Origin of the sequence: Streptomyces sp. B21-083 (assembly GCF_036898825.1) — a bacterium.
Taxonomy (GTDB): Bacteria; Actinomycetota; Actinomycetes; order Streptomycetales; family Streptomycetaceae; genus Streptomyces.
Window position 1 is genome coordinate 3,541,357 of sequence record NZ_JARUND010000001.1, and the last position, 25,076, is coordinate 3,566,432.

Annotated in this window: 23 protein-coding genes and 2 pseudogenes; 11 read left to right on the forward strand and 14 right to left on the reverse strand. The window is 69.7% G+C overall.

What is annotated here, in order from left to right:
• Positions 1-13 precede the first annotated feature (13 nt).
• A complete protein-coding gene (locus QA861_RS15830) occupies positions 14-1,018 on the reverse strand; it encodes an ATP-binding cassette domain-containing protein (RefSeq protein WP_334588967.1) in 1,005 nt (334 codons plus the stop codon).
• A gap of 149 nt (positions 1,019-1,167) precedes the next feature.
• Positions 1,168-2,406: a threonine ammonia-lyase gene (ilvA, locus tag QA861_RS15835; protein WP_334588968.1), complete on the reverse strand. Its 1,239-nt coding sequence runs from the start codon at positions 2,404-2,406 to the stop codon at positions 1,168-1,170.
• Between the two features lie 164 nt (positions 2,407-2,570).
• Between ilvA and QA861_RS15840 the strand changes: the two genes are divergently transcribed.
• The 3 genes from QA861_RS15840 (at position 2,571) to QA861_RS15850 (ending at position 4,071) form a co-directional block, all read left to right on the forward strand.
• The gene (locus tag QA861_RS15840) at positions 2,571-3,077 is read left to right on the forward strand and encodes a MarR family winged helix-turn-helix transcriptional regulator (RefSeq protein WP_334588969.1); all 507 of its coding nucleotides are present in this window, start codon (positions 2,571-2,573) and stop codon (positions 3,075-3,077) included.
• A gap of 242 nt (positions 3,078-3,319) precedes the next feature.
• Positions 3,320-3,826, forward strand: coding sequence for a sigma factor-like helix-turn-helix DNA-binding protein (locus QA861_RS15845; RefSeq protein ID WP_334588970.1), 507 nt, complete (start codon positions 3,320-3,322; stop codon positions 3,824-3,826).
• The gene (locus QA861_RS15850; RefSeq protein ID WP_334588971.1) at positions 3,823-4,071 is read left to right on the forward strand and encodes a hypothetical protein; all 249 of its coding nucleotides are present in this window, start codon (positions 3,823-3,825) and stop codon (positions 4,069-4,071) included. Before QA861_RS15845 ends, QA861_RS15850 begins: the two co-directional genes overlap by 4 nt.
• 33 nt (positions 4,072-4,104) lie before the next feature.
• Here the strand turns inward: QA861_RS15850 and QA861_RS15855 are convergent, their stop codons facing one another.
• Positions 4,105-5,259: a cystathionine gamma-synthase gene (locus QA861_RS15855; RefSeq protein WP_334588972.1), complete on the reverse strand. Its 1,155-nt coding sequence runs from the start codon at positions 5,257-5,259 to the stop codon at positions 4,105-4,107.
• A 132-nt stretch (positions 5,260-5,391) separates the two neighbouring features.
• Here QA861_RS15855 and QA861_RS15860 point away from each other — a divergent pair, with 132 nt between their 5' ends.
• A complete protein-coding gene (locus QA861_RS15860) occupies positions 5,392-6,510 on the forward strand; it encodes a hypothetical protein (protein WP_334588973.1) in 1,119 nt (372 codons plus the stop codon).
• A gap of 302 nt (positions 6,511-6,812) precedes the next feature.
• Here QA861_RS15860 and msrA read toward each other — a convergent pair whose 3' ends face one another.
• Entirely contained in the window at positions 6,813-7,325 is a 513-nt protein-coding gene (msrA, locus tag QA861_RS15865; protein ID WP_334588974.1) for a peptide-methionine (S)-S-oxide reductase MsrA, read from the reverse strand.
• 126 nt (positions 7,326-7,451) lie between these two features.
• Positions 7,452-7,664, reverse strand: coding sequence for a hypothetical protein (locus tag QA861_RS15870; protein ID WP_334588975.1), 213 nt, complete (start codon positions 7,662-7,664; stop codon positions 7,452-7,454).
• A gap of 215 nt (positions 7,665-7,879) precedes the next feature.
• Between QA861_RS15870 and QA861_RS15875 the strand changes: the two are divergent.
• The 3 genes and pseudogenes from QA861_RS15875 to QA861_RS15880 form a co-directional block, all read left to right on the forward strand.
• Positions 7,880-8,137, forward strand: a pseudogene (locus QA861_RS15875) (helix-turn-helix domain-containing protein); the annotation flags it as partial.
• A pseudogene (locus tag QA861_RS47045) lies at positions 8,121-8,267 on the forward strand (transcriptional regulator); the annotation flags it as partial. The pseudogenes QA861_RS15875 and QA861_RS47045, both read left to right, overlap by 17 nt.
• A gap of 90 nt (positions 8,268-8,357) precedes the next feature.
• A complete protein-coding gene (locus QA861_RS15880) occupies positions 8,358-8,921 on the forward strand; it encodes an ATP-binding protein (RefSeq protein ID WP_334588976.1) in 564 nt (187 codons plus the stop codon).
• A 138-nt stretch (positions 8,922-9,059) separates the two neighbouring features.
• On the opposite strand, the gene QA861_RS15885 is transcribed toward QA861_RS15880, so the two are convergent.
• A complete protein-coding gene (locus QA861_RS15885; RefSeq protein ID WP_334588977.1) occupies positions 9,060-9,611 on the reverse strand; it encodes a DUF3455 domain-containing protein in 552 nt (183 codons plus the stop codon).
• A gap of 438 nt (positions 9,612-10,049) precedes the next feature.
• Between QA861_RS15885 and QA861_RS15890 the strand changes: the two genes are divergently transcribed.
• Positions 10,050-10,751 carry a maltokinase N-terminal cap-like domain-containing protein gene (locus QA861_RS15890; RefSeq protein WP_334588978.1) on the forward strand — a complete coding sequence of 234 codons (702 nt, stop codon included), beginning with the start codon at positions 10,050-10,052 and terminating at the stop codon, positions 10,749-10,751.
• Between the two features lie 80 nt (positions 10,752-10,831).
• Here QA861_RS15890 and QA861_RS15895 read toward each other — a convergent pair whose 3' ends face one another.
• On the reverse strand, positions 10,832-11,539 hold the full coding sequence (locus QA861_RS15895) for a class I SAM-dependent methyltransferase (RefSeq protein WP_334588979.1): 708 nt from the start codon (positions 11,537-11,539) through the stop codon (positions 10,832-10,834).
• 118 nt (positions 11,540-11,657) lie between these two features.
• Here QA861_RS15895 and QA861_RS15900 point away from each other — a divergent pair, with 118 nt between their 5' ends.
• The gene (locus tag QA861_RS15900) at positions 11,658-12,587 is read left to right on the forward strand and encodes a DUF5829 family protein (protein WP_334590568.1); all 930 of its coding nucleotides are present in this window, start codon (positions 11,658-11,660) and stop codon (positions 12,585-12,587) included.
• Positions 12,588-12,731: 144 nt separating this feature from the next.
• Here the strand turns inward: QA861_RS15900 and QA861_RS15905 are convergent, their stop codons facing one another.
• The gene (locus QA861_RS15905) at positions 12,732-13,772 is read right to left on the reverse strand and encodes an NAD(P)-dependent alcohol dehydrogenase (protein WP_334588980.1); all 1,041 of its coding nucleotides are present in this window, start codon (positions 13,770-13,772) and stop codon (positions 12,732-12,734) included.
• Positions 13,773-13,943: 171 nt separating this feature from the next.
• Between QA861_RS15905 and QA861_RS15910 the strand changes: the two genes are divergently transcribed.
• Positions 13,944-14,852, forward strand: coding sequence for a helix-turn-helix transcriptional regulator (locus QA861_RS15910; protein WP_334588981.1), 909 nt, complete (start codon positions 13,944-13,946; stop codon positions 14,850-14,852).
• A gap of 129 nt (positions 14,853-14,981) precedes the next feature.
• Here QA861_RS15910 and QA861_RS15915 read toward each other — a convergent pair whose 3' ends face one another.
• The 5 genes from QA861_RS15915 to QA861_RS15935 all read right to left on the reverse strand — a co-directional run bounded on the left by QA861_RS15915 (position 14,982) and on the right by QA861_RS15935 (position 22,919).
• Complete coding sequence (locus QA861_RS15915) at positions 14,982-18,239, reverse strand: S8 family peptidase (protein ID WP_334590569.1); 3,258 nt, start codon at positions 18,237-18,239, stop codon at positions 14,982-14,984.
• A 252-nt stretch (positions 18,240-18,491) separates the two neighbouring features.
• Positions 18,492-19,175 carry an ABC transporter ATP-binding protein gene (locus QA861_RS15920; protein ID WP_334588982.1) on the reverse strand — a complete coding sequence of 228 codons (684 nt, stop codon included), beginning with the start codon at positions 19,173-19,175 and terminating at the stop codon, positions 18,492-18,494.
• Between the two features lie 148 nt (positions 19,176-19,323).
• Entirely contained in the window at positions 19,324-20,802 is a 1,479-nt protein-coding gene (locus QA861_RS15925) for an ABC transporter permease (RefSeq protein ID WP_334588983.1), read from the reverse strand.
• A gap of 224 nt (positions 20,803-21,026) precedes the next feature.
• The gene (locus QA861_RS15930) at positions 21,027-22,298 is read right to left on the reverse strand and encodes a L,D-transpeptidase (protein ID WP_334588984.1); all 1,272 of its coding nucleotides are present in this window, start codon (positions 22,296-22,298) and stop codon (positions 21,027-21,029) included.
• Between the two features lie 267 nt (positions 22,299-22,565).
• Positions 22,566-22,919, reverse strand: coding sequence for a hypothetical protein (locus QA861_RS15935; protein WP_334588985.1), 354 nt, complete (start codon positions 22,917-22,919; stop codon positions 22,566-22,568).
• A gap of 110 nt (positions 22,920-23,029) precedes the next feature.
• On the opposite strand from QA861_RS15935, the gene QA861_RS15940 reads away from it, so the two are divergent.
• Entirely contained in the window at positions 23,030-23,437 is a 408-nt protein-coding gene (locus QA861_RS15940; RefSeq protein WP_334588986.1) for a cell wall protein, read from the forward strand.
• Between the two features lie 94 nt (positions 23,438-23,531).
• On the opposite strand, the gene hutH is transcribed toward QA861_RS15940, so the two are convergent.
• Positions 23,532-25,070, reverse strand: coding sequence for a histidine ammonia-lyase (gene hutH / locus QA861_RS15945; RefSeq protein WP_334590570.1), 1,539 nt, complete (start codon positions 25,068-25,070; stop codon positions 23,532-23,534).
• Positions 25,071-25,076 lie beyond the last annotated feature (6 nt).

Genomic DNA, 25,076 nt, shown 5'->3' on the forward strand with positions numbered 1-25,076 from the left:
TCACTGACGGCGCTCACTTGGCGGTCTCCTTGTCGCTCTTCTCGCTGTCCCCGCCGTTCTCGCCGTCCTTCGCCTCGGCCACGTGGCCCGTCAGGGAGAGGAAGACGTCGTCGAGGGTCGGGCGGCGCAGCCCGATGTCGTCGATCTCGATGCCGCGGGAGTCCAGTTCGCGGATGACCTCGGCGAGGAGCTTCGCGCCGCCGGTGACGGGCACGGTGAGCTTGCGCATGTGCTCCTGGACGGTGACCTCGCCCTGGCCCTTGCCGAAGGCGTTGAGCACCTCGGACGCGGCTCCTATGTGTTCGCGCTCGTGCACGACGACCTCGACACGCTCGCCGCCGGTGCGGGCCTTGAGCTGGTCGGAGGTGCCGCGCGCGATGACGCGGCCGTGGTCGACCACCGCGATGTCGTGCGCGAGATGGTCGGCCTCCTCCAGATACTGCGTGGTCAGCAGCAGGGTCGTCCCCCCGGAGACCAACTGCTTGATGACTTCCCACAGTTGCTGGCGGTTGCGCGGGTCCAGGCCGGTCGTCGGTTCGTCCATGAACATCACCGGCGGTGAGACGACCAGGGCCGCCGCGAGGTCGAGCCGGCGGCGCATTCCTCCGGAGTAGGTCTTCGCGGGGCGGTCGGCGGCGTCCGTGAGGTGGAACTGCTCCAGCAGTTCGGCCGCGCGGGCCTTCGCCGGCTTCGCCTTCATCTGGTACAGCTGACCGACCATCTGCAGGTTCTCGCGACCGGTCAGATACTCGTCGACCGCCGCGAACTGGCCGGAGAGGCCGATCGAGCGGCGGACGGCGTCGGGGTTCTTCAGGACGTCGATGCCCGCGACGACCGCCGTGCCGCGGTCCGGCCGCAGCAGGGTCGTCAGACAGCGGACGGCAGTGGTCTTGCCCGCCCCGTTCGGCCCGAGGAGGCCGAGGACCGTGCCCTCCGGGACGTCCAGATCGACGCCGTCCAGAGCTTTTACGTCCCCGAAGGTCTTCACCAGACCTTCGGCATAGATGGCGCCTGGCATATCAGTTCTCCACGTCGTTGGGGATTGCCGCGTCGTACGGCGAGTGCGGTGGCCCGACACACACCATAACGCGATGTATCGCGTCTCTCAATGTATTTTTCCAGAGCCACCCGTCCGAGTGACAACGGCCGACGGCCGTGGCTCCGGACTCAGCCGATGACGGTGTATCCGGCTTCGCGCAGCGCCAGACCGACCTCGGCGCAGTGCGCCGGCCCCTTCGTCTCCAGGTGCAGTTCGACCTCCGCCTCCGTGAGACCGAGTCGCGGGTCGGTCCGGACGTGGCTCACGTCGAGGACATTAACGTCGACCACTGACAACACCCCGAGAAGTGTCGCGAGGGCGCCCGGCCGGTCCGTCAGACGCAGCCGAACCGCCAGGTAGCGGCCCTGTGCGGCCATGCCGTGGCGCAGGATGCGCTCCAGCAGCACCGGGTCGACGTTGCCGCCGGACAGCACCGCGACGACCGGCCCCTCGAAAGACCCGGGCCGGCTCAGCAGCGCGGCGACCGGGCTCGCCCCCGCCGGTTCCACGACGAGCTTGGCGCGCTCCAGGCAGAGCAGCAGCGCGGCCGACAGCTCGTCCTCGCTGACCGTGCGGACCTCGTCGACCAGCTCGCCGATGATCCCGAACGGCACGTCGCCGGGCCGCCCGACCTTGATCCCGTCGGCCATCGTGACCGGGTTCGCGACCGACACCGGCCGCCCCGCCGCCAGCGAGGGCGGATACGCCGCCGCGCCCGCCGCCTGCACCCCCACGATCCGCACGTCGGGGCGCACCGACTTCACGGCGACCGCGATCCCGGCGGCCAGGCCGCCCCCGCCGATCCCGACGAGGATCGTACGGACCTCGGGGCACTGCTCCAGGATCTCCAGGCCCACCGTGCCCTGCCCGGCGATGATGTCGGCGTGGTCGAAGGGGTGGATGAACACCGCGCCCGTCCGGTCCGCGTACTCCTGGGCGGCGGCCAGCGTCTCGTCGACGACCTGCCCGGACAGCCTCACCTCGGCGCCGTACTCGCGGGTGGCGCTGATCTTGGGCAGCGGCGCGCCCTGAGGCATGAACACCGTGGCGTTCACCCCCAGCAGCGCCGATGCCAGCGCGACCCCCTGCGCGTGGTTGCCGGCACTGGCCGCGACGACACCGGCGGCCCGCTCCTCGGGCAGCAGCCCGGCGATACGGACGTACGCGCCCCGCAGCTTGAAGGACCCGGTCCGCTGGAGGTTCTCGCACTTGAGGTGCACCGGCGCGCCCACCAGCTGGGACAGGTGCCGGCTGCCCTCCATGGCCGTCATCCGCGCCACGCCCAGGAGCATCTTCCGGGCACCGCGTACGTCGTCGAGCGTGACGGGCCGCAAGGAGTGCAAGGAGTCAGCCGTGCTGTAGCTCATGACTCAAGTCTCGCAGTTCACAGGCGCGGACTCGCGGTGTGACCAAGCTCCGAGACCTGTTTACGCAGCGTCGGTACGGCCCGCCTTCCGGCCGCGTACCCTGTCCCCCAACCCAGCACCCCCTTTCATGAAGCGAGCCCCCGGCCATGCCCACAACACCTGAAATGTCGATGGACATGACGACCGTCGGTGACACCGGTCTCCTCGACACGTTGCAGCACGAGGTCGCGGTGTTCGCGCGCCGTGCCGAACAGACCCGGCTCGGGGGAGTCGGGCAGGTGCGCAACTCGATGGACCGCGCCGCGTATCTGCTGCTCAACCGCCTCGACAAGGAAGGCCCGATGGGCGTCAAGGCGCTCGCGGCGAGCATGGGCATCGACTCGTCGACGGTCACCCGGCAGGTGGCTCCGCTCGTCGACACGGGCCTCGTCAAGCGCACCTCGCACCCCGAGGACGGCCGTGCCGTGGTCCTCCAGCTGTCTCCGCGCGGGCTCTCGCGGCTGGAGGAAGTGCGGTCGTCCAGGCGCCAGTTGATGGCCGAGCTGACGCACGAGTGGGCGCCTGAGGAGCGCGAGGTGTTCTGCACGCTCCTCACGCGCTTCAACACCGCGCTCTCCGCCCGTCAGGCCGCCCAGGGCATCCCGGTGGGGGACCCGGGACCCGCCTCCTGACACCGGTGCCGAGACCCTGGGGCCTGTCGTCGAGTTCCCGCCTGCGGCGACGCCGTGCGCGTGCTCTCACCGCGGCGGGCACCGAACCCGCCCTTCGGCCGGACGACGGGGAACGCGACGACAGGCCCTTGCCCACGCGCGCGGGGCCGCCGCTCGGCGGACTGCTGCTTCCTGGCTCTTGACCGGCGGGCGGCACCTGGCCTCAGATGAGACCGGGTCCTTGTCGTACGGCGGGAGGCACGGTGCGAGAACGGCAGGCGTCCCCCGGTGCCGGACCGGGTCGGGACTTCGAGGCGTTCGTCGCGGGCGCGGCCGGGCGGCTGCTGCACACGGCCACGCTGCTCACGGCGGAGGCGCCGCAGGACAACCCGCGCGCGCGGCGCCTGCTCACGCATGCCTTCGCGCACACGTACGCGAGCTGGGACCGGATGCGCGGCGAGGACCCGTACGACCGGGCCCGCCAGTACCTCGCCGTGCGCTTCGCGCGCGAGGCATGGCACCAGTACGGCGGCCTCGGCCGGGCCCGCTCGCACCCCGGCAGCGCCCTGGCCGTACTCACCCCCCAGCAGCGGCTGATCCTGGTCCTGCGGCTGTACGAGGGGGTCGGCGAGGAGCAGACGGCTGCGCTGCTGGGCCTGCCCACGGAGCGTGTCCACGCGATCTGTGACCGTGCGACGGCGCTGCTGCTGCACCCGCCGCGGGGCCCGGCGCCGCCGGTCGTGGCCGGGCCGAAGGTGGTGCCGTCATGAGCCGGCGGGACCGGGAGGTCGCCGCGCGGCAGATCATGGAGGGCAGGCCGCCCCCGGTGCCGCCCGACCTGTACGTGGAGGTCGTACGGCGCGGCGGCCGCATGCTGCGGCGCAGGCAGGCGGCGCGGCGGCTGATGTGGCTGCTGCTGATCGCGGCGGTGCTCGTGTTCAGCGTGTGGGCGGCGACGGTCCAGCCGTGGGTGGTGCCGCCGTCGCAGACGACTCCACCCGTGAACGGCTGGTGAGACCCGGTCTCGGTGACCGGGTCTCCGGCTCGCCTAGCCGAGGGCCTGCTGGAGGTCCTCCAGGAGGTCGTCGACGTTCTCGATGCCCACGGAGAGGCGTACGAGGTCGCCCGGCACCTCCAGGGCCGACCCGGCGACGGACGCGTGCGTCATGCGCCCCGGGTGCTCGATCAGGGACTCCACGCCGCCGAGGGACTCGCCGAGCGTGAACACCTTGGCGCGGTTGCAGACCTCGACGGCCGCCTCCTCGCCGCCCTGGACCTGGAACGAGATCATGCCGCCGAACGCCCGCATCTGCTTGGCGGCGACCTCGTGACCGGGGTGCTCGGGCAGCCCGGGGTACAGAACTCGCGTCACGCGCGCGTGCCGGGTGAGCATGTCGGCGATCCGGGTGGCGTTCTCGCTGTGGCGGTCCATCCGCACGGCGAGCGTCTTGGCGCCGCGCAGCACCAGCCAGGAGTCGAAGGGCCCGGCGACCGCGCCCATCGCGTTCTGGTGGTACGCCAGTTCCTCGCCGAGTTCCTGGTCGCCGGTGACCAGGGCGCCGCCGACGACGTCGGAGTGGCCGCCCATGTACTTGGTCAGGGAGTGCACGACGACGTCCGCGCCGAGGGCCAGCGGCTGCTGGAGGTAGGGCGTGGCGAAGGTGTTGTCGACGACGAGCCGGGCGCCCGCGCCGCGGGCGATCTGGGCGACGGCGGCGATGTCGGTGATGCCGAGGAGCGGGTTGGAGGGGGTCTCCACCCACACGGCCTTGGTCTTCGGGGTGAGCGCGGCCCGTACGGCGGCGGGGTCGCTGGTGTCGGCGACCGACCATTCCACGCCCCACCGGGCGACGACCTTCGCGAAAAGCCGGAACGTGCCGCCGTAGGCGTCGTTGGGGATGACCACGTGGTCGCCGGGGCTGAGCAGCGTACGCAACAGGCAGTCCTCGGCCGCCAGTCCGGACGCGAACGCGAGACCGCGGCGACCGCCCTCCAGGGCCGCGAGGTTCTCTTCGAGGGCGGTGCGGGTCGGATTGGCGCTGCGGCTGTACTCGTATCCGCCGCGCAGCCCGCCGACGCCGTCCTGCTTGTAGGTCGAGACCTGGTAGATCGGCGGGACGACCGCGCCGGTGAGGGGATCCGCGGTGTTGCCCGCGTGGATCGCGAGGGTCTCGAAGTGCTGACTGATGTGCCTGTCGCTCATGTGGACCGAGGGTAGTGCGCTCGTGGGTTCGATGACGCCCTCCGCCGGTGGGGCCGGGTGCGGGGCGGGCGAGGGGCGGGCCGGGACGGGCCTGGTTCGCCAATTGTCAGAGGCGTCTGGTTCGCTTGGGGCATGGAGATTCTCTGGGTCCTGATGGCGCTGGTCATGCTGGGCTTCGTGGTGTTGCCGTTCATGCGGCGCAGAAGTGCCGGTATTCAGCAGGTCGCCCCCGGGGACCCGGACGCCGCGGACCCGGCGAACTACGGCTTCGTGCGGCAGGAGGCGCTGGACATCCGCATGCCCGGCCCCGACCAGGACCTGTTGGACGTCCTGGACGTCGTGCAGCGCACCCAGGACTACAGAGCGGCGGCGCAGCTCCTCGCCGGCACGGAGAAGGACGGCGAGCGGCGCTGGCAGCGCGTGCAGGCCTTCGCGGGCGCCGCGTCGCTGGAGCTGCGGCAGCGCCCCGGCGGGGTGAGCGAGACGCCGGGCGGCCAGTGGCTGCGGGTGTGGCGGACGGAGATGCCCAAGGACGCGGGCGGCGCGGCGGTGCACGCGGAGTTCCTGGTGCAGCAGGCGTGGCGGACGTCGACGCCCGGGACGGACGAGTTCCGGATCATCATGGAGGAGGCGAAGGCGGCGTGCGGCGACGCGGCGCTCCTCTCCCCCGGTGACCCGGTCCCGTACATCGTGGAGCTGTCGGTCGCGCGCGGGCTGGCGTACTCCCGGCCGGAGTTCGAGCAGCTCTGGCTGAAGATCCTCGACCGGGCTCCGGAACACATGGGGGCGCATCTCGCGGCGCTGCACTACTGGTGCGAGAAGTGGCACGGCTCGCGCGCGCTGGCGATGTCGTTCACGGAAGCGGCGGCGGCCCGGGCTCCCGAGGGTTCGCTGCTCGCGGCGCTGCCGCTGTTCGCGGTCTTCGAGCATCTTCCCGAGGTGAACCTGGTCAGCGGCTTCTACCAGAGCGAGGTGGTGACGAAGTCGATCCACGGCGCGCTGTTCGCGGTCCACGCGGCCCGCCCCGACGACCCGATGCTCGCGCACGTACGCCATCTGCTGATCTTCTTCCTGGTGCGCTCCGAGCGCTGGGCGGAGGCCATGAGCCAGCTGGTGCACGTGGACGGCCACGTGGGCGCCCTCCCCTGGACCCTCACCGCCGACCCGGCGTCGGAGTTCGCGGTGTACCGGGCGCTGGCGGTCGCGGGGTACGAGGCGAACGGCGGAAGCCCGGCGTCGCTGCTGCGGTGAGCGTGGGGACGGCGCCGGTGATGTGACAGCGGCGGGCGGAGGCGCCCCGGGGGTGGAGAAGCGGGAGAAGAGCGCCCCTTTTGACGTCCTGTTTCCGCGACGAGGCCGCGATCGAGCAGTTCAGGCTGGTCGACGGGTACGTGAGAGCCTTGCCGTGGCGCTACGACGGCGCGGGCGGTCGTAGCGCCGGAGACGGGACAGGAGTCGGCGGGGGCGGCGGCTGGGGTGAGCTGGGGCCCCCTTGGCGGGCAGGCCACGGGAGGTCCACCTCCCGCGGCCTCCCCCCTCCCCCCCTCTCGCGGTCAGCCCTCCGTGCGGGCGGGCAGCCGCCATCCCGGGCGCGGGAAGTGGCAGGTGTAGCCGTTCGGGTAGTGCTGCAGGTAGTCCTGGTGCTCGGGCTCGGCCTCCCAGAAGGGGCCGACCGGCTCCACCTCGGTGACGACCTTGCCGGGCCAGAGGCCGGAGGCGTCCACGTCCGCGATCGTGTCCTCGGCGATCCGCTTCTGCTCGTCGTCCACGTAGTAGATCGCCGAACGGTAGCTGAGGCCGATGTCGTTGCCCTGGCGGTTCTTGGTGCTCGGGTCGTGGATCTGGAAGAACAGCTCCAGGATCGCGCGGAAGTCGGTCGCCTCGGGGTCGAAAAGGATCTCAATGGCCTCCGCGTGCGTGCCGTGGTTGCGGTACGTGGCGTTCGGCACATCACCACCGGTGTAGCCGACCCGGGTCGCCGTCACGCCCGGAAGACGGCGGATCAACTCCTCCATCCCCCAGAAGCATCCGCCCGCCAGCACGGCCCTCTGCGTCTGCGCAGCCATTGCAGCCCTCCAATTCGTGTCGGCTCGTTCACTCGGGCTACTCGGCCCACAAACCACCGGCAGCCCTCGCCCGCTTTCTCAACGCACGAGGGTTCCGGGCAATTCCGCACGGCACTGGAGGTACGGCTACCGCTGTGCGCTGCCGCGATGGTCGGCTACGGGGACCTGGGGGACGGCGGAGTTGGGGTCGAAGCCCGCGAAAGCCAGGCCGATGACGAACCCCGCCACCTCCTCCGGCTGACGGACGGGATCGAGGGCGCCCAGAGTCGCCGGGACACCGCCGACGTCCCGCACCAGTTCACCGACGACGCGCAGTGCCGCCGTATCGTCGCCGCACATCGCCACCGTCACCCGGGACCGGCCGCCATCGGGCGGGCTCGTCCACCGGTCGGCGGGGACTCCCCCTGTCCGGTGAGCAGCGTGCCGACACCATGTGCCACAGCGTTCGTGGGATCGATCAACGTCGTCCCGTCGAGTACGCCGTCCGACGCGCCCACCGATTTCAACGTGTCCTCGAATGGCCGGGCCCCGCGGCCCCCGTTACAACGGATGTCATGGACTTCCCCAGCGCTCTACGCGAACGCCGCACCCGCCGTCGGTCCAGCCAACTCGATCTGGCGCTACGGGCGGGGACCACCCAACGGCACGTCGGTTTCATGGAGTCAGGCAGGTCCGCTCCAGGCCGGAACATGGTGGTACGCCTGGCCGAGTCGCTGGAACTGCCGCTGCGCGAGCGCAACGAACTGCTGACGACCGCCGAGTACGCGCCCCTCTACATGGAGAGTTCACATCGAGGTCCTGCAAAGAATCCGGGCGGACGCTCCTCAATGGCTTCCCAACCAGCGGTACGCGCGGGACATCTTCAGTCGGGTGATCGCCCGTCGTCGCACACTGACTCCGGAGATGCGGAGCCTTGCCGACGCGGTCGGCGTAGCTCTGTAGTTCGCCGCGTAACGCCGCGTGGCACTTCGCGCTGCGGCCTCACCAAAGTGCCATTGATGCGTAATCGCTCTACTGCCTAGCGTGATCGGCATGACGACTCAAAGCAGCAGGGCTGCGGCGACCCCGGCCCACGCCTCGCCGGTGGGCGCCACGGCTCGCTCGGTGCACGATCCCGCGAATGGGCACTTCCGGGCGTTGACCCTCTCGGCGGAATCCCCGAACTGCGCCAAAGCCGCGCGCGACATGGTCGGCTCGTACTTCCGAACATGGGGGCTGCCGCACGCAGTTGACGCAGTGCGGCTCGTCGTGTCGGAGCTGGTGGGCAACATCGTGCATCACGCGGTGCCGGACGGCTGTCTCGCGCGTTCGGGCACCGGACGACGCATCGATGTCTCGCTGATGACGCACCCCGAGATCCTCGTACTCGGAGTCTCCGACGAGGACTCGACTCCGCCCGAGCTTCCGCCGGGCGAGTTCGTGTCGCCTGCGGCAGCGGACGATTTCGCCGACGCGCTGTTGCCCGACCGGGGGAGCGGACTGCTGATCGCCCAGCGACTGGCCGAGTCGGTGTGGTGGTCAGCGGGGATCAGAGGCGGCAAGACGGTGTGGTGCCGTTTCGATCTCGACGAACTGAGGACCGCGTACTCGGCCTGACAGACGCCGGGTCGCCGCCTCGGACGATCCGGCAGGGGACGCTGCGGGCCCCGATGGCTGATAGCACCGGGGCCCGTCGTGTCAGGTCGCTTCTGACCCTGAAATCATGGAAGTTGACGATCCACGACTAATCCACAACTACTTGGCCGGCTTGTAGAACGCGTACGTCGCGGAGTAGGGAACGCTCACCTGGTCGGTACCGGTGCAGGCGGCGGCAGGGGCGACGCCGCCGTGGGTGTCGAGGCGCTGGATGTAGGAGACGTCGGCGAAGACGCCCGCGCCGCGCGTGGTGGTGGACTTCAGGAGGAGCTCAGGGATCGTGCCCGTCTTGGGGGAGTTGGCGACGGCGGCGGCGTTGACCGCGCTGCCGTCCACCGTGGACACCCAGACCGGGCCACGGGAGTGGAGGGCGACGGGGCGGTGGGAACGGTCGTTCCTGGCCCACAGGGTGGCGGCGGGTTCCAGCAGCTTCCAGGCGCCGTCGCTGCAGGTGTAGGTCTGGACGCCCGCGGCGGAGAAGACACCGGTGAGTCTGTTGCCGGCGGGGACCTTCAGCGCGGCAGGGGCGTCGACGCCGTGCCGGGCGGGCTGCGAGACGGCGGCCTGGCCGACCGTCGCGCTCGCGAGCGTGCCGGCGGCTACGGCGGCGAGAGCTGTGGTGGCGAGGACGAGTCGCTTGGCGAGTTTCATCGGGCTTGTCTCCAGAACGTTTTCTGAACGCTGAACCATGAACGGTGAACTCTGAATCAGGTCGCGGGTACGGCACGGCTGTCACGCATCCCCCTGTGCCGGAACTGTGCGCTCCGTCGATCTTCCGGGCACGGTAATTGCTCCCGCGCCCTCCGCCCCACGCCGAGCCGTGAGGATCAGCGACAAGAACGTGAACAAGTCGTGTGCACCGCAGCCGAGTTGAGCGTGACGACCACGTGACCCCCGGTCGGCCGGGACTGCTCGGCGGAGATCATCACGTCTCACAAGGAGGGAAGTATCGCCGTACGGGTTCCGGCTGGACGAGGACCTACGGGGCACCCGCACGGGCACGCCGCCGCGCACTCGGGGCCCGCACCTGACCGGCGGACGCCGGCCCCGGCCGGGGAATCATCGGCCCCCCAGGCCGGTTCACGAGGCATGGCTGTCATCCACAACACGACCATGTCCCCCGGCAAGCTGGAGCTGCTCGCGGCCTGGCTGCCCACCCGGCCCTGGTATGTCGCATCAGATCGGGAGCCGGAGTTGACCAAGGCCGGGGGTTTTCGGCTCGACGACCCGGAAGGGGAGGTGGGTATCGAGTTCATGGTGGTCACGGACACCTCCGGTGACACCCCGGTCTCCTACCACGTGCCGCTCAGCTACCGGGACGCGCCGCTGGGCGGAGCCGATCAGGCACTCGTGGGGACGTCCGAGCACGGGGTGCTGGGCAAGCGCTGGATCTACGACGGGGCCCATGACCCGGTGCTCGTGGCCGAGCTGCTCGCGCTGCTCCAGGGCCGCGCGGTGGCGCAGGCCCAGAGTGTGAGCGGCGCTCCTGACCCCACGGTCGTCGGTCACTTCACGGCGGCGGGCTTCTCCGCCGAGGTCGGGTCCCTCGCCGTCACCGACGGTCAGGACGGCACCGCCGTCGTAGTTGAAGTCGTAGGGGAAACCGGGGCGGACAGTGGGCCGGCGAGCGCCCTGGCCCTTCAGGTGACGCGAATCCTCGCGCCGCCGGAGGAGCGGGCCGAGGGTCTCGACCCGACCGGGGCCCGGGGACAGATCACCGCCGGCTGGCGTCTGCCGGACGGCGGCGAGGGCCGCGCCCCGTTCGTGCTCGTCGGCGACGCCCCGCGCTGAGGAGACCCACGGCCCTACGGTCAGACCCACGGCCGTGCGGTCCCCACGCTGAGGAGACCGCACAGCCAGCCGTACGACGCCTACGGTCCGCCGTCGCGGTAGTACGACGCGACGGCCGGCTGCCCGGTGTAGTTGGGGCCCGCGTCGGGATCGGCCCCGAGGTAGGTGAAGGGAAGCCTGACCGACCTCCCGCCCCGCAGGCTCAACCGATGGTGCCGGGCCGAGTAGTCGAAGCCGGCGGCGCGCAGGGCCGCGAGGACGGGGCGGGAGGCGTCGGTGCCGTCGGGACGCCGCAGGGTCGCCGGGTCCAGGTGGGCGACCAGGAGGCCGGTGTCGGTGAGCCAGGAGGCCGCCCGTTCCAGGAGGGCGAGGCGGTCGCCGATGTAGTGGAGGCCATGGACGCAGGTGACGAGGTCGTACCGGCGGGCCGGGGACCACTGGCCGAGATCGGCGGTGATGAGTTCGAGGCCGTCGGGAAGGACTGTCCGCCGGAGCGGGCCGACCAGGTCCACGCCGGTGATCACGGCCCGGGGAAGCTGGCGGGCGGCCGCGCGGAGGGCCTGGCCTTCGCCGCTGCACAGGTCGAGCCAGGAGGGGGCCGGGCCGCGACCGTCGAGGAACTCGGCCGGGTCGAAGCCGAGTTCACGCGCGTAGCTGTTGACGCCGGTCAGGACCCGTTCCCGGTTCATCGTGCTGTTGGCCACGACGGAGTGCCCGGTCAGTCGGTCGTCGCCGATCAACCGAGGCGGCGGGGGGACGGCCGTTGCCGGCGAAGTACCGTCGATCACCGCCCCATTGTGCGTCAGCGTCGATCGAGGACGCGGGCACAGGCGTCCCGGAAATCACCAGCGGACGCAAATCCTCCGTCCTACGATCGCTCACATGCTGCTTCGAAGAACGTTACGGATGATCATGGTCATCGCTGTGGCCCTCGCAGCGGCGGTGCAGGGAGGTGCCGCGAACGCGGCGCCCGCCCAGGAGAACCAACCACCGTCACCTGAACGGCAGTTGCTCTACTACAACCACGCCTACGGGGTGTTCGACCGGGAGACCGCCGACGCCGTCGAACACTCCGCCTACCTTCGGGAGTTCGCCAACTTCCAGGTCCGCACCACGACCGGCGCCGGCGGCGAGACCTGGACCGGCCGCTATCTGATGGGCCGCGAAACCTACCTCGAACTGTTCGGCGTCGGCGACGTACCCGGCCAGGACGGCACCCTCGGCTCCGCCGGCACCGGACTGTCGACCGAGCGCGACGGCGATCAGGCCACCGTGATCCAGCGGTTGCGGGAGCAGGGCGTCACCGACCCGGTCCTGTTCCAGCAGACGCGGGACTTCGGCGACGGCGTCCCGGTGCCGTGGTTCGACGCGGTCCTCACCACGGTCGAGTACGACGCGTACGGTGCCTGGGCGATGGAGTACACGCCCGAGTACTTCGCCGACCCACGCAGCAACACCGAGCCGGCCGCCTTCCCCGGTGACGTCGGCCGGGAACGCTATCTGTCCGACCTCTACCGCGACCACCTGATGCGGAACATCACCTCGGTCCGCCTGGCGGTCACCGCACGCGACCTCGCATCCACCGTGCCACTGCTGCGGGCCGGCGGCTTCGCCGTCAGATCGGTGGCGAACGGCGGCATCGTCGCCCAGGGCGGCGGCACGACGATCCGCTACGACGTCGTCACGCGCGAACACGCGGGAATGCGGCGCGTCGAGATGTCCCTCAACCACCCCGTGTCCTACCGCCACGAGGAACAACTCGGCCACTCGACCCTCACCGTCGGCCCGGGCGCCCACGCGGTGTGGACATTCGCCGACACCAGCGGAACCGGCTGACCGGCTGACCGGCTGACCGAGGGGGCTCTCCCTCTTCCCAGATCCCGACAGCGTCGAGGACCCCGGCGCCAACCACTCGCCGGGGCCCTCGACCGAGCATCACGCGAACATCCAGACGTCAGGACGTGCAGGACGCACAGGACGTCAGATCGTCGCCGTGTCGATCACGAAGCGGTAGCGGACGTCGCTCGCCAGGACCCGCTCGTACGCCTCGTTGATCTCCGAGGCGCTGATCAGCTCGATCTCCGAGCCCAGGCCGTGCTCGGCGCAGAAGTCCAGCATCTCCTGGGTCTCCTGGATGCCGCCGATGCCGGAGCCGGCGAGGGTCTTACGGCCGGCGATCACCGAGAAGAGGTTCAGTGCGACGGGCTCCTCGGGGGCGCCCACGTTCACGAACGCGCCGTCCGTCTTGAGGAGGGCCAGGTAGGCGTCCAGGTTCAGCGGGGCCGAGACCGTCGACAGGATGATGTCGAAGGTGCCGCGCAGCTCCTTGAAGGTGGCCTTGTCGCTGGTCGCGTAGTAGTGGGCCGCGCCCAGCTTCAGGCCGTCCTCCTTCTTGCGCAGGGACTGCGAGAGGACCGTGACCTCGGCGCCGAGCGCGTGCGCGATCTTGACGCCCATGTGGCCGAGGCCGCCCATGCCGAGGATCGCGACCTTCTTGCCCGGGCCGGCGTTCCAGTGCTTCAGCGGGGAGTACGTGGTGATGCCGGCGCAGAGCAGCGGCGCGGCCACGTCGAGGGAGAGGCCGTCGGGGATGCGGACGGTGAAGCTCTCGTCCACGACGATCTTCTCGGAGTAGCCGCCGTACGTCGGCTCACCCTTCTTGTCGAGGGCGTTGTACGTGCCGACGCTGCCACCGGTGCAGTACTGCTCCAGGCCGGCCTCGCAGTTCTCGCACTCGCGGCACGAGTCGACCAGACAGCCGACACCCACGTGGTCGCCGACCGCGAACTTGGTGACACCGGAACCGACCGCCTCGACGACACCGGCGATCTCGTGGCCGGGCACCATCGGGAAGATCGCCTCGCCCCAGCCCTCGCGGGCCTGGTGGATGTCGGAGTGGCAGATACCGGCGAACTTGATGTCGATCAGGACATCGAACTCGCCGACCTCTCGACGCTCGATGGTGGTGCGCTCCAGGGGAGCCTTGGAGGAGGGGGCGGCGTATGCAGCGACAGTGGTCATGCCGGGAGTTCTCCTAGGGGTATTGCGTGCCCGGCCGCCTTCTGACCGCGCACGACGACCAGTCTGCCGAACGTTCCCCCGTTCACCCAGTCCACGCCTTTGCGTACGTCCAGCGGTCCTACCACTGGCGGGGTCAGGCTCGTGTTCGTACGACCGGCGATACTGGACCGTATGGACGAACAGCCCGAATCCGCGTATCCGGCGAACACCCCCGGGGCTCTGGACCGGCGTGCCGAGCTCAGTGAGTTCCTGCGCACCCGGCGGGCCCGGCTCAAGCCGGAGGACGTGGGGCTGCCGGACCTCGGACGGCACCGCCGGGTACCGGGGCTGCGCCGGGAGGAGCTGGCGCAGCTGGCCGGGGTGTCGGTGGCCTACTACACCCGCCTCGAACAGGGCAACGGGCTGAATGTCTCCGCGGAGGTCCTGGACGCCATCGCCCGCGCGCTGCGGCTTACGGGCGCCGAGCACGCCCACCTCACCCACCTCGCCAAGCCGAAGCAGCACAAGAAGAAGCCGTCGGTGCGGGCGCAGGTCGTACGGGGGACGCTGCTGCAGCTGCTCGACACGATGGACGGCGTACCGGCGTACGTCGCCGGGCGGCGTTCGGACATCCTGGCGTGGAACGCGATGGCCGCGTCCCTCTTCGGGGACTGGACCGAGCTGCAGCCGCAGGACCGGAACTGGGCGCGGCTGGTGTTCCTGCGGCCCGAGTACCACGAGCTGTTCCTGGACTGGGAGCAGAAGGCGATCGACATCGTCTCCTATCTGCGGATGGACGCCGGCTGCTATCCGGAGGACCCTCGGCTGGCCGCGCTGGTGGGTGAGCTGTCGGTGAAGAGCGAGGAGTTCCGGCGGCTGTGGGCGACCCACGACGTCAAGGAGAAGAGCCACGGGGTGAAGCGGTTCCGGCACCCCCTGGTGGGTGAACTGACCCTGAACTACGAGTCGTTGAGACTCCCGGACGACAGCGACCAGACCCTGATCGTCTACCACGCGGAACCGGGGTCACCCTCGGCGGAGGGCCTGCGCCTGCTGGCCAGCTGGGGCCGGGACGCGACGAGGGCGGGTACGGGTTCCTGACCCGGCCGCCACTCCGTTCCTCGCCCTTCCCCTCGCCGTTCTCCTCGCTCCTCCACGTCTCCGTGCAGGCGAACGGCCCGCCGGAGGAGTCCCCCCGACGGGCCGTGGCGTCAGCACGTCACCGGCGGCTCACTTGCCGTAGTACGCGTTGTAGATCGAGATCGTCGACTTGTTGCCCTGCTTGTCGCTGATCTTGGCGTGGAAGGAGATCGCCGCCCCCTTCGCCGGGTTCACGACGGTGACCTTGCCGTTCTTCACCGTCAGCTTCTTCCAGGTCTTGCCGTAGTCGTACGACGCGTACACGGACAGCGTCTTCAGGTTGCTGCCGCGCGCCGCGCCCTCGACGACGACCGGGAACGTGACCTTCGTACCGGCCGTGACCTTGTTGTCCAGGCCGACCGGCGCGTTGAAGCGCACCGAGGACGCCGGGAGCTTGGCCCCGTCCACCCCCGGCTTCTTCGACCGGAACGTCCAGCTCGCGTCGATCCGCGTGGACGCCTGAGCGACCTTGACGCTGCGCTTGACGGACGTCGTCAGCTTGTACGCGGCGTCGCCCGCCGGAACCGTGAACACCTTGCCGCCGAACATCGGGTCGTCGTTCGTGCCGACCTTCTGGCCGTTGCGGTAGAGCGTCGTCGCCACCGACGTGAAGTCGGACGAGCCGGGGTGGCCCGCGCCGTCGGAGAACAGCGGCACCAGACCGTAGATGGAGTTGCCGTCACGGTAGATGCCGTAGTCCGGGAGCAGCCGAGGCCCGAAGACGGCGGTGTTCCAGGTGCGCGCGTACGTGCCGCCACCCTTCAGCGTCTGCGGGGTACCGAGCGTGTAGTAGGCCTCGGGGATCGAGAAGCCGTCCGCGTCCTTGCCGTTGAACTGGGTGAAGTCGAACAGCCACTGGACCTTCTCGCCCGTGGACACGTACTGGGTACGGGTGCCCGGCAGCGCCTGCTCGACGAGGGTGCCGAAGGCGAAGTCCTCGGGCAGGAAGGCGGTCGCGCTGAGCGCGCCGGTCCTGCCCGGCGCTCCGCCACCGAGTCGGTTCGACACCGTGGCGAAGTCGCTCGCCTTGAAGTGGCGGACCTTGTCGCCGGTGATCTTCTTGACCTTGGCGGTGGTGATCGCGTCGTACTCCGCGCCCGCACCCTTGCTGAACTGGCCGAACCAGGTCTGCGAGAGGCCGGTGACCTCCGCGCCGAGGTGGGCCATCCGCACGTTCGCGAAGGAGTCGAGGGACACACCGATGCCGATGCCCGGCGAGTCGTACATGTAGTCGACCATCACGCTCAGCGGCTTGGCGTCGGCGTCCGGCACCGTGATGTCCGCCGCCTTGGTGGTACGGGCGTCGATCGTCACCGAGGTGTTCTTGGTGACCGCCAGCTTCGGCTGGACCACCCAGTCGAGGCCCTCACCGCCCAGGTCGGGCTTGGTGAAGTCCTTCGCGATCCACCCGTCCAGGAGGTACGTGCCCTTGGGCAGACGCATGGTCGTGGTACCGGTGGTGGCCGTCGGAACCTGGTAGTAGCGGTCCTGGGCCAGACCCGCGTAGCCGATGACGACCGTGTTGTACTCGCCTGTCGGCTGACCGGCCTTGTCGATGTGCTTGATCGTGACGTCGTACGACTCGACCTCGCGGTTGACCGCCGCCGCCGTACGGACGCTCTGGGCGCCGACCGTCGCCGTCACGTACGAGGAGTACGCGCCGTCGAGGGTGCCGCCGAGCTTGGTGTTGACGGTGTAGCCGACCGCGGCCTTGCCGCCCGCCGGGACCTTCAGGGTCGTCGCGGCCAGCTTGAAGAAGCCGGCCGGAGCGGCCTGGCCCTTCGGGTTGGTCGCGGTCGCCGCCAGCTTCAGCGTGACGTCGGCCGTGCCGAGGTTGCGATACGTCAGCTGCTTGGTGACCGGGGTGTCGTCGGTGTGCGGCCATGCCTGCGTGCCGAAGCTCAGCGACACGGGGTCGGCGATCACGGTCTGCTTGATGGCCTTGTCGACCTGGATCCGGCCCGAACCCTGCTGGAACGGCGTGTACTTGCCGCCCTTCGCGGACCCGGTGAGCGCGCCCTTGAGCTCGGCGTACGTCCAGGTCGGGTGCTCCTGCTTGAGGATCGCCGCCGCGCCCGCCACATGCGGCGTCGCCATCGACGTACCCGAGATGGTGAGGTAGCCGGGCGGCTTCTCGCCGACCTCCTCATCGATGAGACTGCCCGGGGCCGCCGCGGCCGTGATGTCCACGCCGGGCGCGGTCACGTCCGGCTTGATGGCGCCGTCGCCGAGGCGCGGGCCGGTGCTGGAGAAGTCGGCCAGCAGGTCCTTGTCGTCGACGGCGCCGACGGTGAGCGCCGCGTCGGCGCTGCCCGGTGAACCGACCGATTCCGGACCGGAGTTGCCCGCCGCGATCGCGAAGAGGATGCCCTTCTCGGCGGACAGCTTGTTGACCATCGCCTCCAGCGGGTCCACCTCGGGGGTGTCCTGGCCGCCGAGGCTGAGGTTGACGACCTGGGCGCCCTCCGCGGCCGCCCACTCCATACCGGCGAGGATGCCCGAGTCGTCACCGGAACCGGTGTCGTCCAGGACCTTGCCGCTGATGATCTTGGCGCCGGGTGCGACGCCCTTGTACTTGCCGCCGGACTTGGCTCCCGTGCCCGCCGCGATGGACGCGACGTGCGTGCCGTGCCCGACCTTGTCGGCGGTGGTGGCGGCCGTGGAGAAGTTCTTGGCCTCGATCACCTGGTTCTTGAGGTCCGGGTGGGTGGCGTCGACCCCCGTGTCCAGGACGGCGATCTTGACGCCCTTGCCGTCGTAGCCGGCCGCCCACGCCTTCGGCGCGCCGATCTGCGGGACGGACTTGTCGAGGCTGGCCGTACGGGTGCCGTCGAGCCAGATGTGTGCGATCCCGGCGGCGGTCTTGTCGCCGTTGGTCACCGCGTCCCAGAGTTCGGGAGTGTCCTTCTGCGGTGTCTGCACGGCGTCCGCGTTCAGGGACTTCAGGGTCTGACGGAGGGTGCCGGCCTGGCGGACGTCGGCCTTGGTGGCGGTCGCCGCCCCCGAGTAGCCGACGATGACCTTCAGTCCCTTCTGCTGGGACCTCCGGGCCGCCGCCTTGTTCAACTCCGTCACGTCGAACAGGCGTTGGTCGAGCTTGCCGCTCGACACGAGCCGGGCGGCGTCGGCCGGTATGACGAGGGTGTGCCCGTCGATCTTGCGGATCTGTACCGGTATCTTGTCGCGGCCCGCCGCCCGCTCCAGGCCGACGACACGGCCCTTGGCGTCGACGGCGACCCGGTCGCCGGTGATGAGTGTGATGCGGTGCGTGGGCTTGAGCTTCTGGGCAGCGCTGGTCACGCGCTGCTCACCCTTCGCGTCGGCCTTCGCGGAAGCCGGGCTGGTCATGCCCGCCGCGAGAGCAACTGTGGCTGCCGTGGCGATGGTTGCCACGCATGCCTTTCTCACTTTTGTGCGCAAGTCTCCCCCAGGAGCGCTGGCTGAGTACCGGGCAGTTCCCCGTTCACCCGGCAAGGGGGAGTCCCGTACGCGTGAGCGCACACCCCCCGACCGGGATTATGCCGAGGGGTGATCAGCCGCTCAATAGACTGGACGATTACGCGTTGGCTGTTACGAGCCAGTTACGAAATCTTGCGCGCTTTACGTACCGGCGTTCTCCTTCACAGTGATCTTTCCCTTACGGATGGTCGCCACCCTCGGGGCTTTCTTCGCGATCGCCGAATCGTGCGTGACCATGATGAAAGTGAGCCCGAGCTCCTTCCACATGGTTTCGAGTACGTCCATGATCTCGTCGCGCATCGACTCGTCGAGGTTGCCGGTGGGCTCGTCGGCGAGCAGCACCTTCGGCTGCTTGACCAGCGCACGAGCGATGGCGACACGCTGCTGCTGACCACCGGACATCTCCCCCGGCAGATGCCCGAGCCGCTCCCCGAGCCCCACCGACTTCAGCGCCTCGGCGGCCCGGTCACGCCGTTCCCCACCCTTCACGCCCAGCGGCACGAGAGCGGTCTCGACGTTTTCCTGGGCGGACAGGGTCGGAATGAGATTGAAACTCTGGAAGACGAAGCCGATGTTCTCGCTGCGGACTTTGGTGAGGCGGCTCTCGGACAGTTTGGCGAGATCTGTTCCGTCGAGATCGATAATTCCCTCGGTGGGCCGGTCGAGGCCGCCGAGCATTTGCAGCAGCGTCGACTTGCCGCCGCCGGTGGGGCCCTGGATGACCAGACGGTCGCCGTCGGCGATGGTCAGGTCGATGCCGGCGAGGGCGTCGATGGTTTCCCTGCCTCGGGTGTAGCGCTTGACCACGCCTTTGAGTTCATACATGTGGGTGACTCCTGAGTGGGGTTGGGGGGCAAGCTGTCGTCTGCCGGCTGCCGGCGGGTGGGGGCTGGTCGCGCTCACGCGGCGGAGCCGCATATGGATGCAGCCCCGCGCCCCTGAGGAAATCCAGCCCCGCCGGCCAAAGGCCGACCTACTCGACTCGCCTCAACGCGTCCGCCGGGCGCAGCCTGGACGCGCGCCAGCCGCCGAAGGCGCCGGCGATCAGGCCGCCGGCGACCGCGAGGCCGACCGCGAGGGCGATGGTGGAGAGTGCGACGGGCGCGGTGAGCGCGACCGTCAGGGCCTTGGCCGCGGCCTGTCGGCCGAAGCCGCCGCCGGGGAAGCCGCCCCCGCCGCCGGGACCGCCGTTGCCGCCCGAACTGCCCACCTCCGCCTGGAGTTCCGGGCTGATCGCGGTGACGACATACGCGCCTGCGAGGCCGAGCGCGATACCGAGGGCGCCGCCCACCAGCCCGTTGACGACGGCCTCGCCGACGACCTGCCGGGTGACCCGGCCCGACTTCCAGCCGAGCGCCTTCAGCGTGCCGAACTCGCGCACCCGCCGGGAGACGGCCGCGGAGGTGAGCAGGCCGGCGACCAGGAAGGCGGCGACGAGCACCGCGATGGACAGCCACTTACCGACGTTGGAGGCCAGGTCGGACGCGGTGGACAGGGACCCGGAGACGGTGCTGGCGAGATCGGCGGACGTCGTGACCGTCGTACCCGAGATGTTCTTCTGGATCGTCGACTTGACCGCGCTGATCTGCTGGGAGTCGGTCGCCTGGACGTAGATCGTGGTGACCTTGCCCTTGGAGTCGCTGAGGGTCTGGGCCTGCTGCAGCGGGATGTAGAGGTTGGCCGCCGAGTCGCCGCTCTCGGGGGTCGCGATGCCGATGGCCTGGTACTTGACGCTCTTGATGGTGACCGTGCTGCCGACCTTGAGCTTCTTCTCCTTGGCGTAGGAGGCGTCGACGACCACGACCTTGGCGTTCGTCTCGGCGGTCGTGAACGTACGGCCGCTGGTGATCTTCGAGGAGGTCAGCGGGCCGAGGGCCGGCTTGGTGACGTCGGTGCCGTACACCGAGTAGTTGTTGACGTCGAAGTTGGCGCCGCCGCCCTCGACACGCCCCTGCGGAGCGCCGGTTGAGCCGCCGCGCGGGTATCCGCCGCCCTGGTTGCCGCCGCCGCTCTGCTGGTCCTGCCGGAACTGGCCCTGCCGGAACTGACCGCTGACCTTGATGACCTGGAGGCTCAGTCCGCCGACGGCGTCCGAGACGCCCTTCTGCGTATCGACCTTGGTGACCGTGGAGGCGGCCAGGGTCTGGAAGCCCTGGACCAACACCCGGTCGCTGCTCTGCTCGGCGGCGGAGTCGTTGTTCCGCGCGTCGAACTGGAAGCGCCGCCGCTGGGTGTCACCGGTGCCCGTCTGGGCCGCGGCGGCCTTGGTGACGGTCATGTCGGTGCCGAGCCCGTACAGCGACTCCAGGACCTTGTCCTGCGCCTTCGACATGCCCGCGGAGACCGAGGTGACCACGATGACCAGGGCGATGCCGAGCGCGAGCCCGGAGGCGACGACGAGTGCCGCTTTTCTGCGGCGGCGCAGTTCGCGCCTCAGGTAGGTGAAGAACATGGCCGCAAGCTAGGGACACCACGTGACGACGCGATAAGTCCCGCATAAAAGAAGCATGAGAAGGCTGTGATCACCCTCGGAAAACGGTTTCAGAAGCTTGAGGAGCCCTGGAAACCCCGGAAAACACCGAGGGCGGTTGCTCGGATGAGCAACCGCCCTCGAAAACCAGGGAGTCAGAGCCAGACAATCGGGGACAGCGGAGTACCGACGGAAGTACCGACGGATCAGACCGCCGAACCCGCCTTCCAGTCAGCCCAGTTCAGGTTCCAGCCGTTGAGTCCGTTGGCCGGGTCGACGGTCTTGTCGCCGGTGTTCCGGACGTCGACGACGTCACCGATGATCGAGTGGTTGTAGAACCAGGAGCCTTCGCTGTTCGGGTCGTTGGCACCCTTGGTGTCGTTCAGGCCGACACAGCCGTGGCTGGTGTTGACGCTGCCGAAGATGGAGTCGGCGGCCCAGTAGTTGCCGTGCACGAAGGTGCCGGACGTGGTCAGCCGGATGGCGTGCGGCACGTCCTTGATGTCGTACTCGCCCTTGCCGTCGTCGTCGGTGAAGCCCACGGTCGCGCCGTTCATGCGCGTCTCCTTGAACTTCTCCGACATCACCATCTTGCCTTCGTACGTCTTGTTGTCGGGCGAACCGGCGGAGATCGGGATGGTCTTGATGACCGTGCCGTTGTGGGTGATCTTCATCGTCTTCGTCTTGGCGTCGACGATGGAGACCTGGTTACGGCCGATCTTGAAGGTGACCGTCTTCTGCTGGACGCCGTAGACACCCTTCGCGCCCTCCACGCCGTCGAGCGCCAGCTTCAGCGTGACGGTGGAGTTCTCCTGCCAGTAGTCGTCGGGCCGGCAGTCCATGCGGGTGTCGTTGAACCAGTGGCAGACGACCTCCTGCCCGCTGGTCGAATTGACCGTGACGGCCTTCTGCACGGCCGCCTTGTCGGTGATCGCCTTGTCGAAGTTGATCGACACGGGCATGCCCACACCGACGGTCGAGCCGTCCTCGGGGGTGAAGTAGCCGACGAAGCTGTTCGCGGCGGCGACCGTGGTGAACGAGGCGTTCTCGTGCGCGGCGCGGCCCTTGGCGTCCGCCGCCGTCGCCGTCACCTTGTAGGTGGTGGCGCGCTCCAGCTGGCCGCTCGGCTTCCAGCTGGTCTTGTCCGCCGATATCTCGCCGGCGACCGCCTTGCCGTCCGCCGTCGTCATCTCCACGGCCGTGAGGGTGCCCTTGGCCACCGCCACCTGGGCCGCGTTGTTGATGGAGGCGTTGTTGGAACCGTCCCCGGGTGTGATCTTGATCTGGGCCTCGGAGGTCTTCTCGGCCGCCGCCTCGTCGGCCTTGGCCTGTGAGGTGTCGGTACCGCTGTCGCCCTTGGAGGCACTGTCGCTGTCGCCTCCGCTGCACGCAGAGAGCACCAGCACACCACCGAGCAGGGCGGACGCGGCCGTCAGACCCTTGCGCCGCCTACTGTCCCTCATCACACGCTTCTCCATCGTTGCCGTATCCCAAAACCACGAGTCCCCGTACGGAACCTGGAACCTGCAAGTCCCCTTGACAATCTTCAACGCTACGACCGGTTCGCCTCGTTCCACATTCGCTCAGCGTGTGGGGCACACCACGTCGCCTGGGTCACAGGGGGCTGTCCGCCCGTCCCGCACTCCACCGGGTCGCGTGATGCCACTGCCGGTCACTGCTTCTCCTGAGACGACGAAACCCCGGCCGGCGGTTGCCGACCGGGGTCACGAATTTCCCCAGCCGGGTCAGCCGTCGACCCGTCCCCCGACGACTTCGTCGCCGTCCGCCTCATCATCCTCGTCGAGATCCCAATCCGGCGAATCCGGGTCGTAGTCGATCTCCTCGCTGCTCCAGGACGCCTGTGCCAGTTCGGTGCCCGGCACCTCACCGACCAGGTCGAACGGGTCCACGAGGTAGGCGAGCGCCTCGGCGGTGTCTTCCGTCACAGTGTCCTCGGCGTGCACCCGCTCGTCGGCCGGCATCTCGGTGTCAGCGGCGATCCGCTGCAACGCGGCCTTCGTCAGGGCGTTCACGTCGTCGACCTCGACGACCAGTTCCACTCGAAGCCGTACAAAACGTGATGTCTCTGATGTGCTCATGGTCGAAGAGCGTACGGCTCACGGCTCCCGCAACTTTCCCACGACCCACGCCTGTCATTAACATCGGGGTCACGGCCAATTCGCCAGCGCCACAAGGGGATCGATATTCCGTGTCAGCCGCACGTCGATCGTTGTTGACCGCCACCGCCGCGGGCACCCTCCTGGGTGCGCTGTGGTTTGTCCCGTCCGCCAACGCGACGGCCGAGAAGTCGGTGGAGCAGCGACACAGAGCGGACACGTCCATGTCCACGATGTCGGAGCACACCCGGCAGATCTCCCTGACGAGCACCACCGGAAGTACGAGCGTGAGTACGAGTACGCGGGTGAGCACCAACACCAGCACGAGTACGACCGCCACCTCGGCCACCACGACCTCGGACTCGTCCGCCGACGGCACCCGTCTCGCCGACACCGGCAGCTTCGACACCACGCCGTACGTCGTCGGCGGCACGTTCAGCCTCGCCCTGGGCGCCGCGTTCGTGGCGTATTCGCTGCGCCGGGAGCGCCTGGAATTCTGAGCGGAACCCCGAGACGACGGAGAAACGTCTCGGGGCGCCACGAGCAACGGCTGCTACCGCCCCTGCCGCCGCCCCTGCCCTGCCCTGCCAGTGACTACTGCAGCGGCCCGGTCACCGGCTCCACCGCGGCGACCAGGTGCCCGCCCCGCACGAACACGTCCGCCGCGGCGAGGTCTGGCGCCAGGAACCGGTCCGGGCCGGGTCCCTCGACGCCCGCCGCCCGTACGGCGTCGATGACGGCCCGGGACGCGGGTGCTGGCGTCAGGCCCTCCCGCAGCTCGATGGCGCGCGTGGCCGCGTACAGCTCGACGGCGATGATCCGGGCCAGGTTGTCGACGGCCGTACGGAGCTTGCGCGCCGCCGACCAGCCCATCGAGACGTGGTCCTCCTGCATCGCGGAGGACGGGATCGAGTCCGCCGAGGCAGGCACGGCGAGCCGCTTCAACTCGCTGACCAGGGCGGCCTGCGTGTACTGGGCGATCATCAGCCCGCTGTCCACACCGGCGTCGTCCGCGAGGAACGGCGGCAGCCCGTGGGAGCGGTTCTTGTCGAGGAGGCGGTCCGTGCGCCGCTCGGCGATGGACCCCAGGTCGGCGACGGCGATGGCGAGGAAGTCGAGGACGTACGCCACCGGAGCGCCGTGGAAGTTCCCGTTGGACTCGACCCGCCCGTCAGGCAGGACGACGGGGTTGTCGACGGACGAGGCAAGCTCCCGCTCGGCGACGAGCCGGGCGTGCGCCATGGTGTCCCGCCCGGCGCCGGCGACCTGCGGGGCGCAGCGCACGGAGTAGGCGTCCTGGACGCGGGGCGCGCCGTCCTGGTGGTGCCCGGTGAGTTCGGAGCCCTTGAGTACGGCGAGCATGTTGGCGGCGCTGGCCCCCTGCCCCGGGTGCGGCCGGATGGCGTGCAGCTCGGGCGCGAGCACCTTCTCGGTGCCGAGGAGCGCCTCCAGGGAGAGCGCGGCGGTGACGTCGGCGGACTTGTAGAGGGTGTCGAGGTCGGCAAGAGCCATGATCAGCATGCCGAGCATGCCGTCGGTGCCGTTGAGAAGGGCGAGGCCCTCCTTCTCGCGCAGCTCGACGGGCGCGATGCCGTGCTCGGTGAGAAGTTCGGCGGCCGGCCGTACGACCCCGTCGGGCCCTTCCGCGTCACCCTCGCCCATGAGCGTGAGCGCGCAGTGGGAGAGGGGGGCGAGGTCACCGGAGCAGCCGAGGGACCCGTACTCGTGCACGACGGGGGTGATCCCGGCGTTGAGCAGGTCCGCCATGGTCTGCGCGACCTCGGGCCGCACGCCCGTGTGTCCCGAACAGACGGTCTTGAGCCGCAGGAACATCAGCGCCCGTACGACCTCGCGCTCGACCCGCGGCCCCATGCCGGCGGCGTGCGAGCGGACGATGTTGCGCTGGAGCTGGGCGCGGAGTTCGGGGCTGATGTGCCGGGACGCCAGGGCACCGAACCCGGTGCTCACGCCGTACACGGGCTCGGGCTTGGCGGCGAGCGCGTCGATGATCCCGCGGGCCTTGGAGAGGGCGGCGACGGCCTCTCCGGACAACTCGATCCGGGCCCCGCCACGCGCCACGGCGAGCACGTCGGCCGCGGTCGTCCCGGACGTCCCCACCACCACAGTGTGCATATCCAT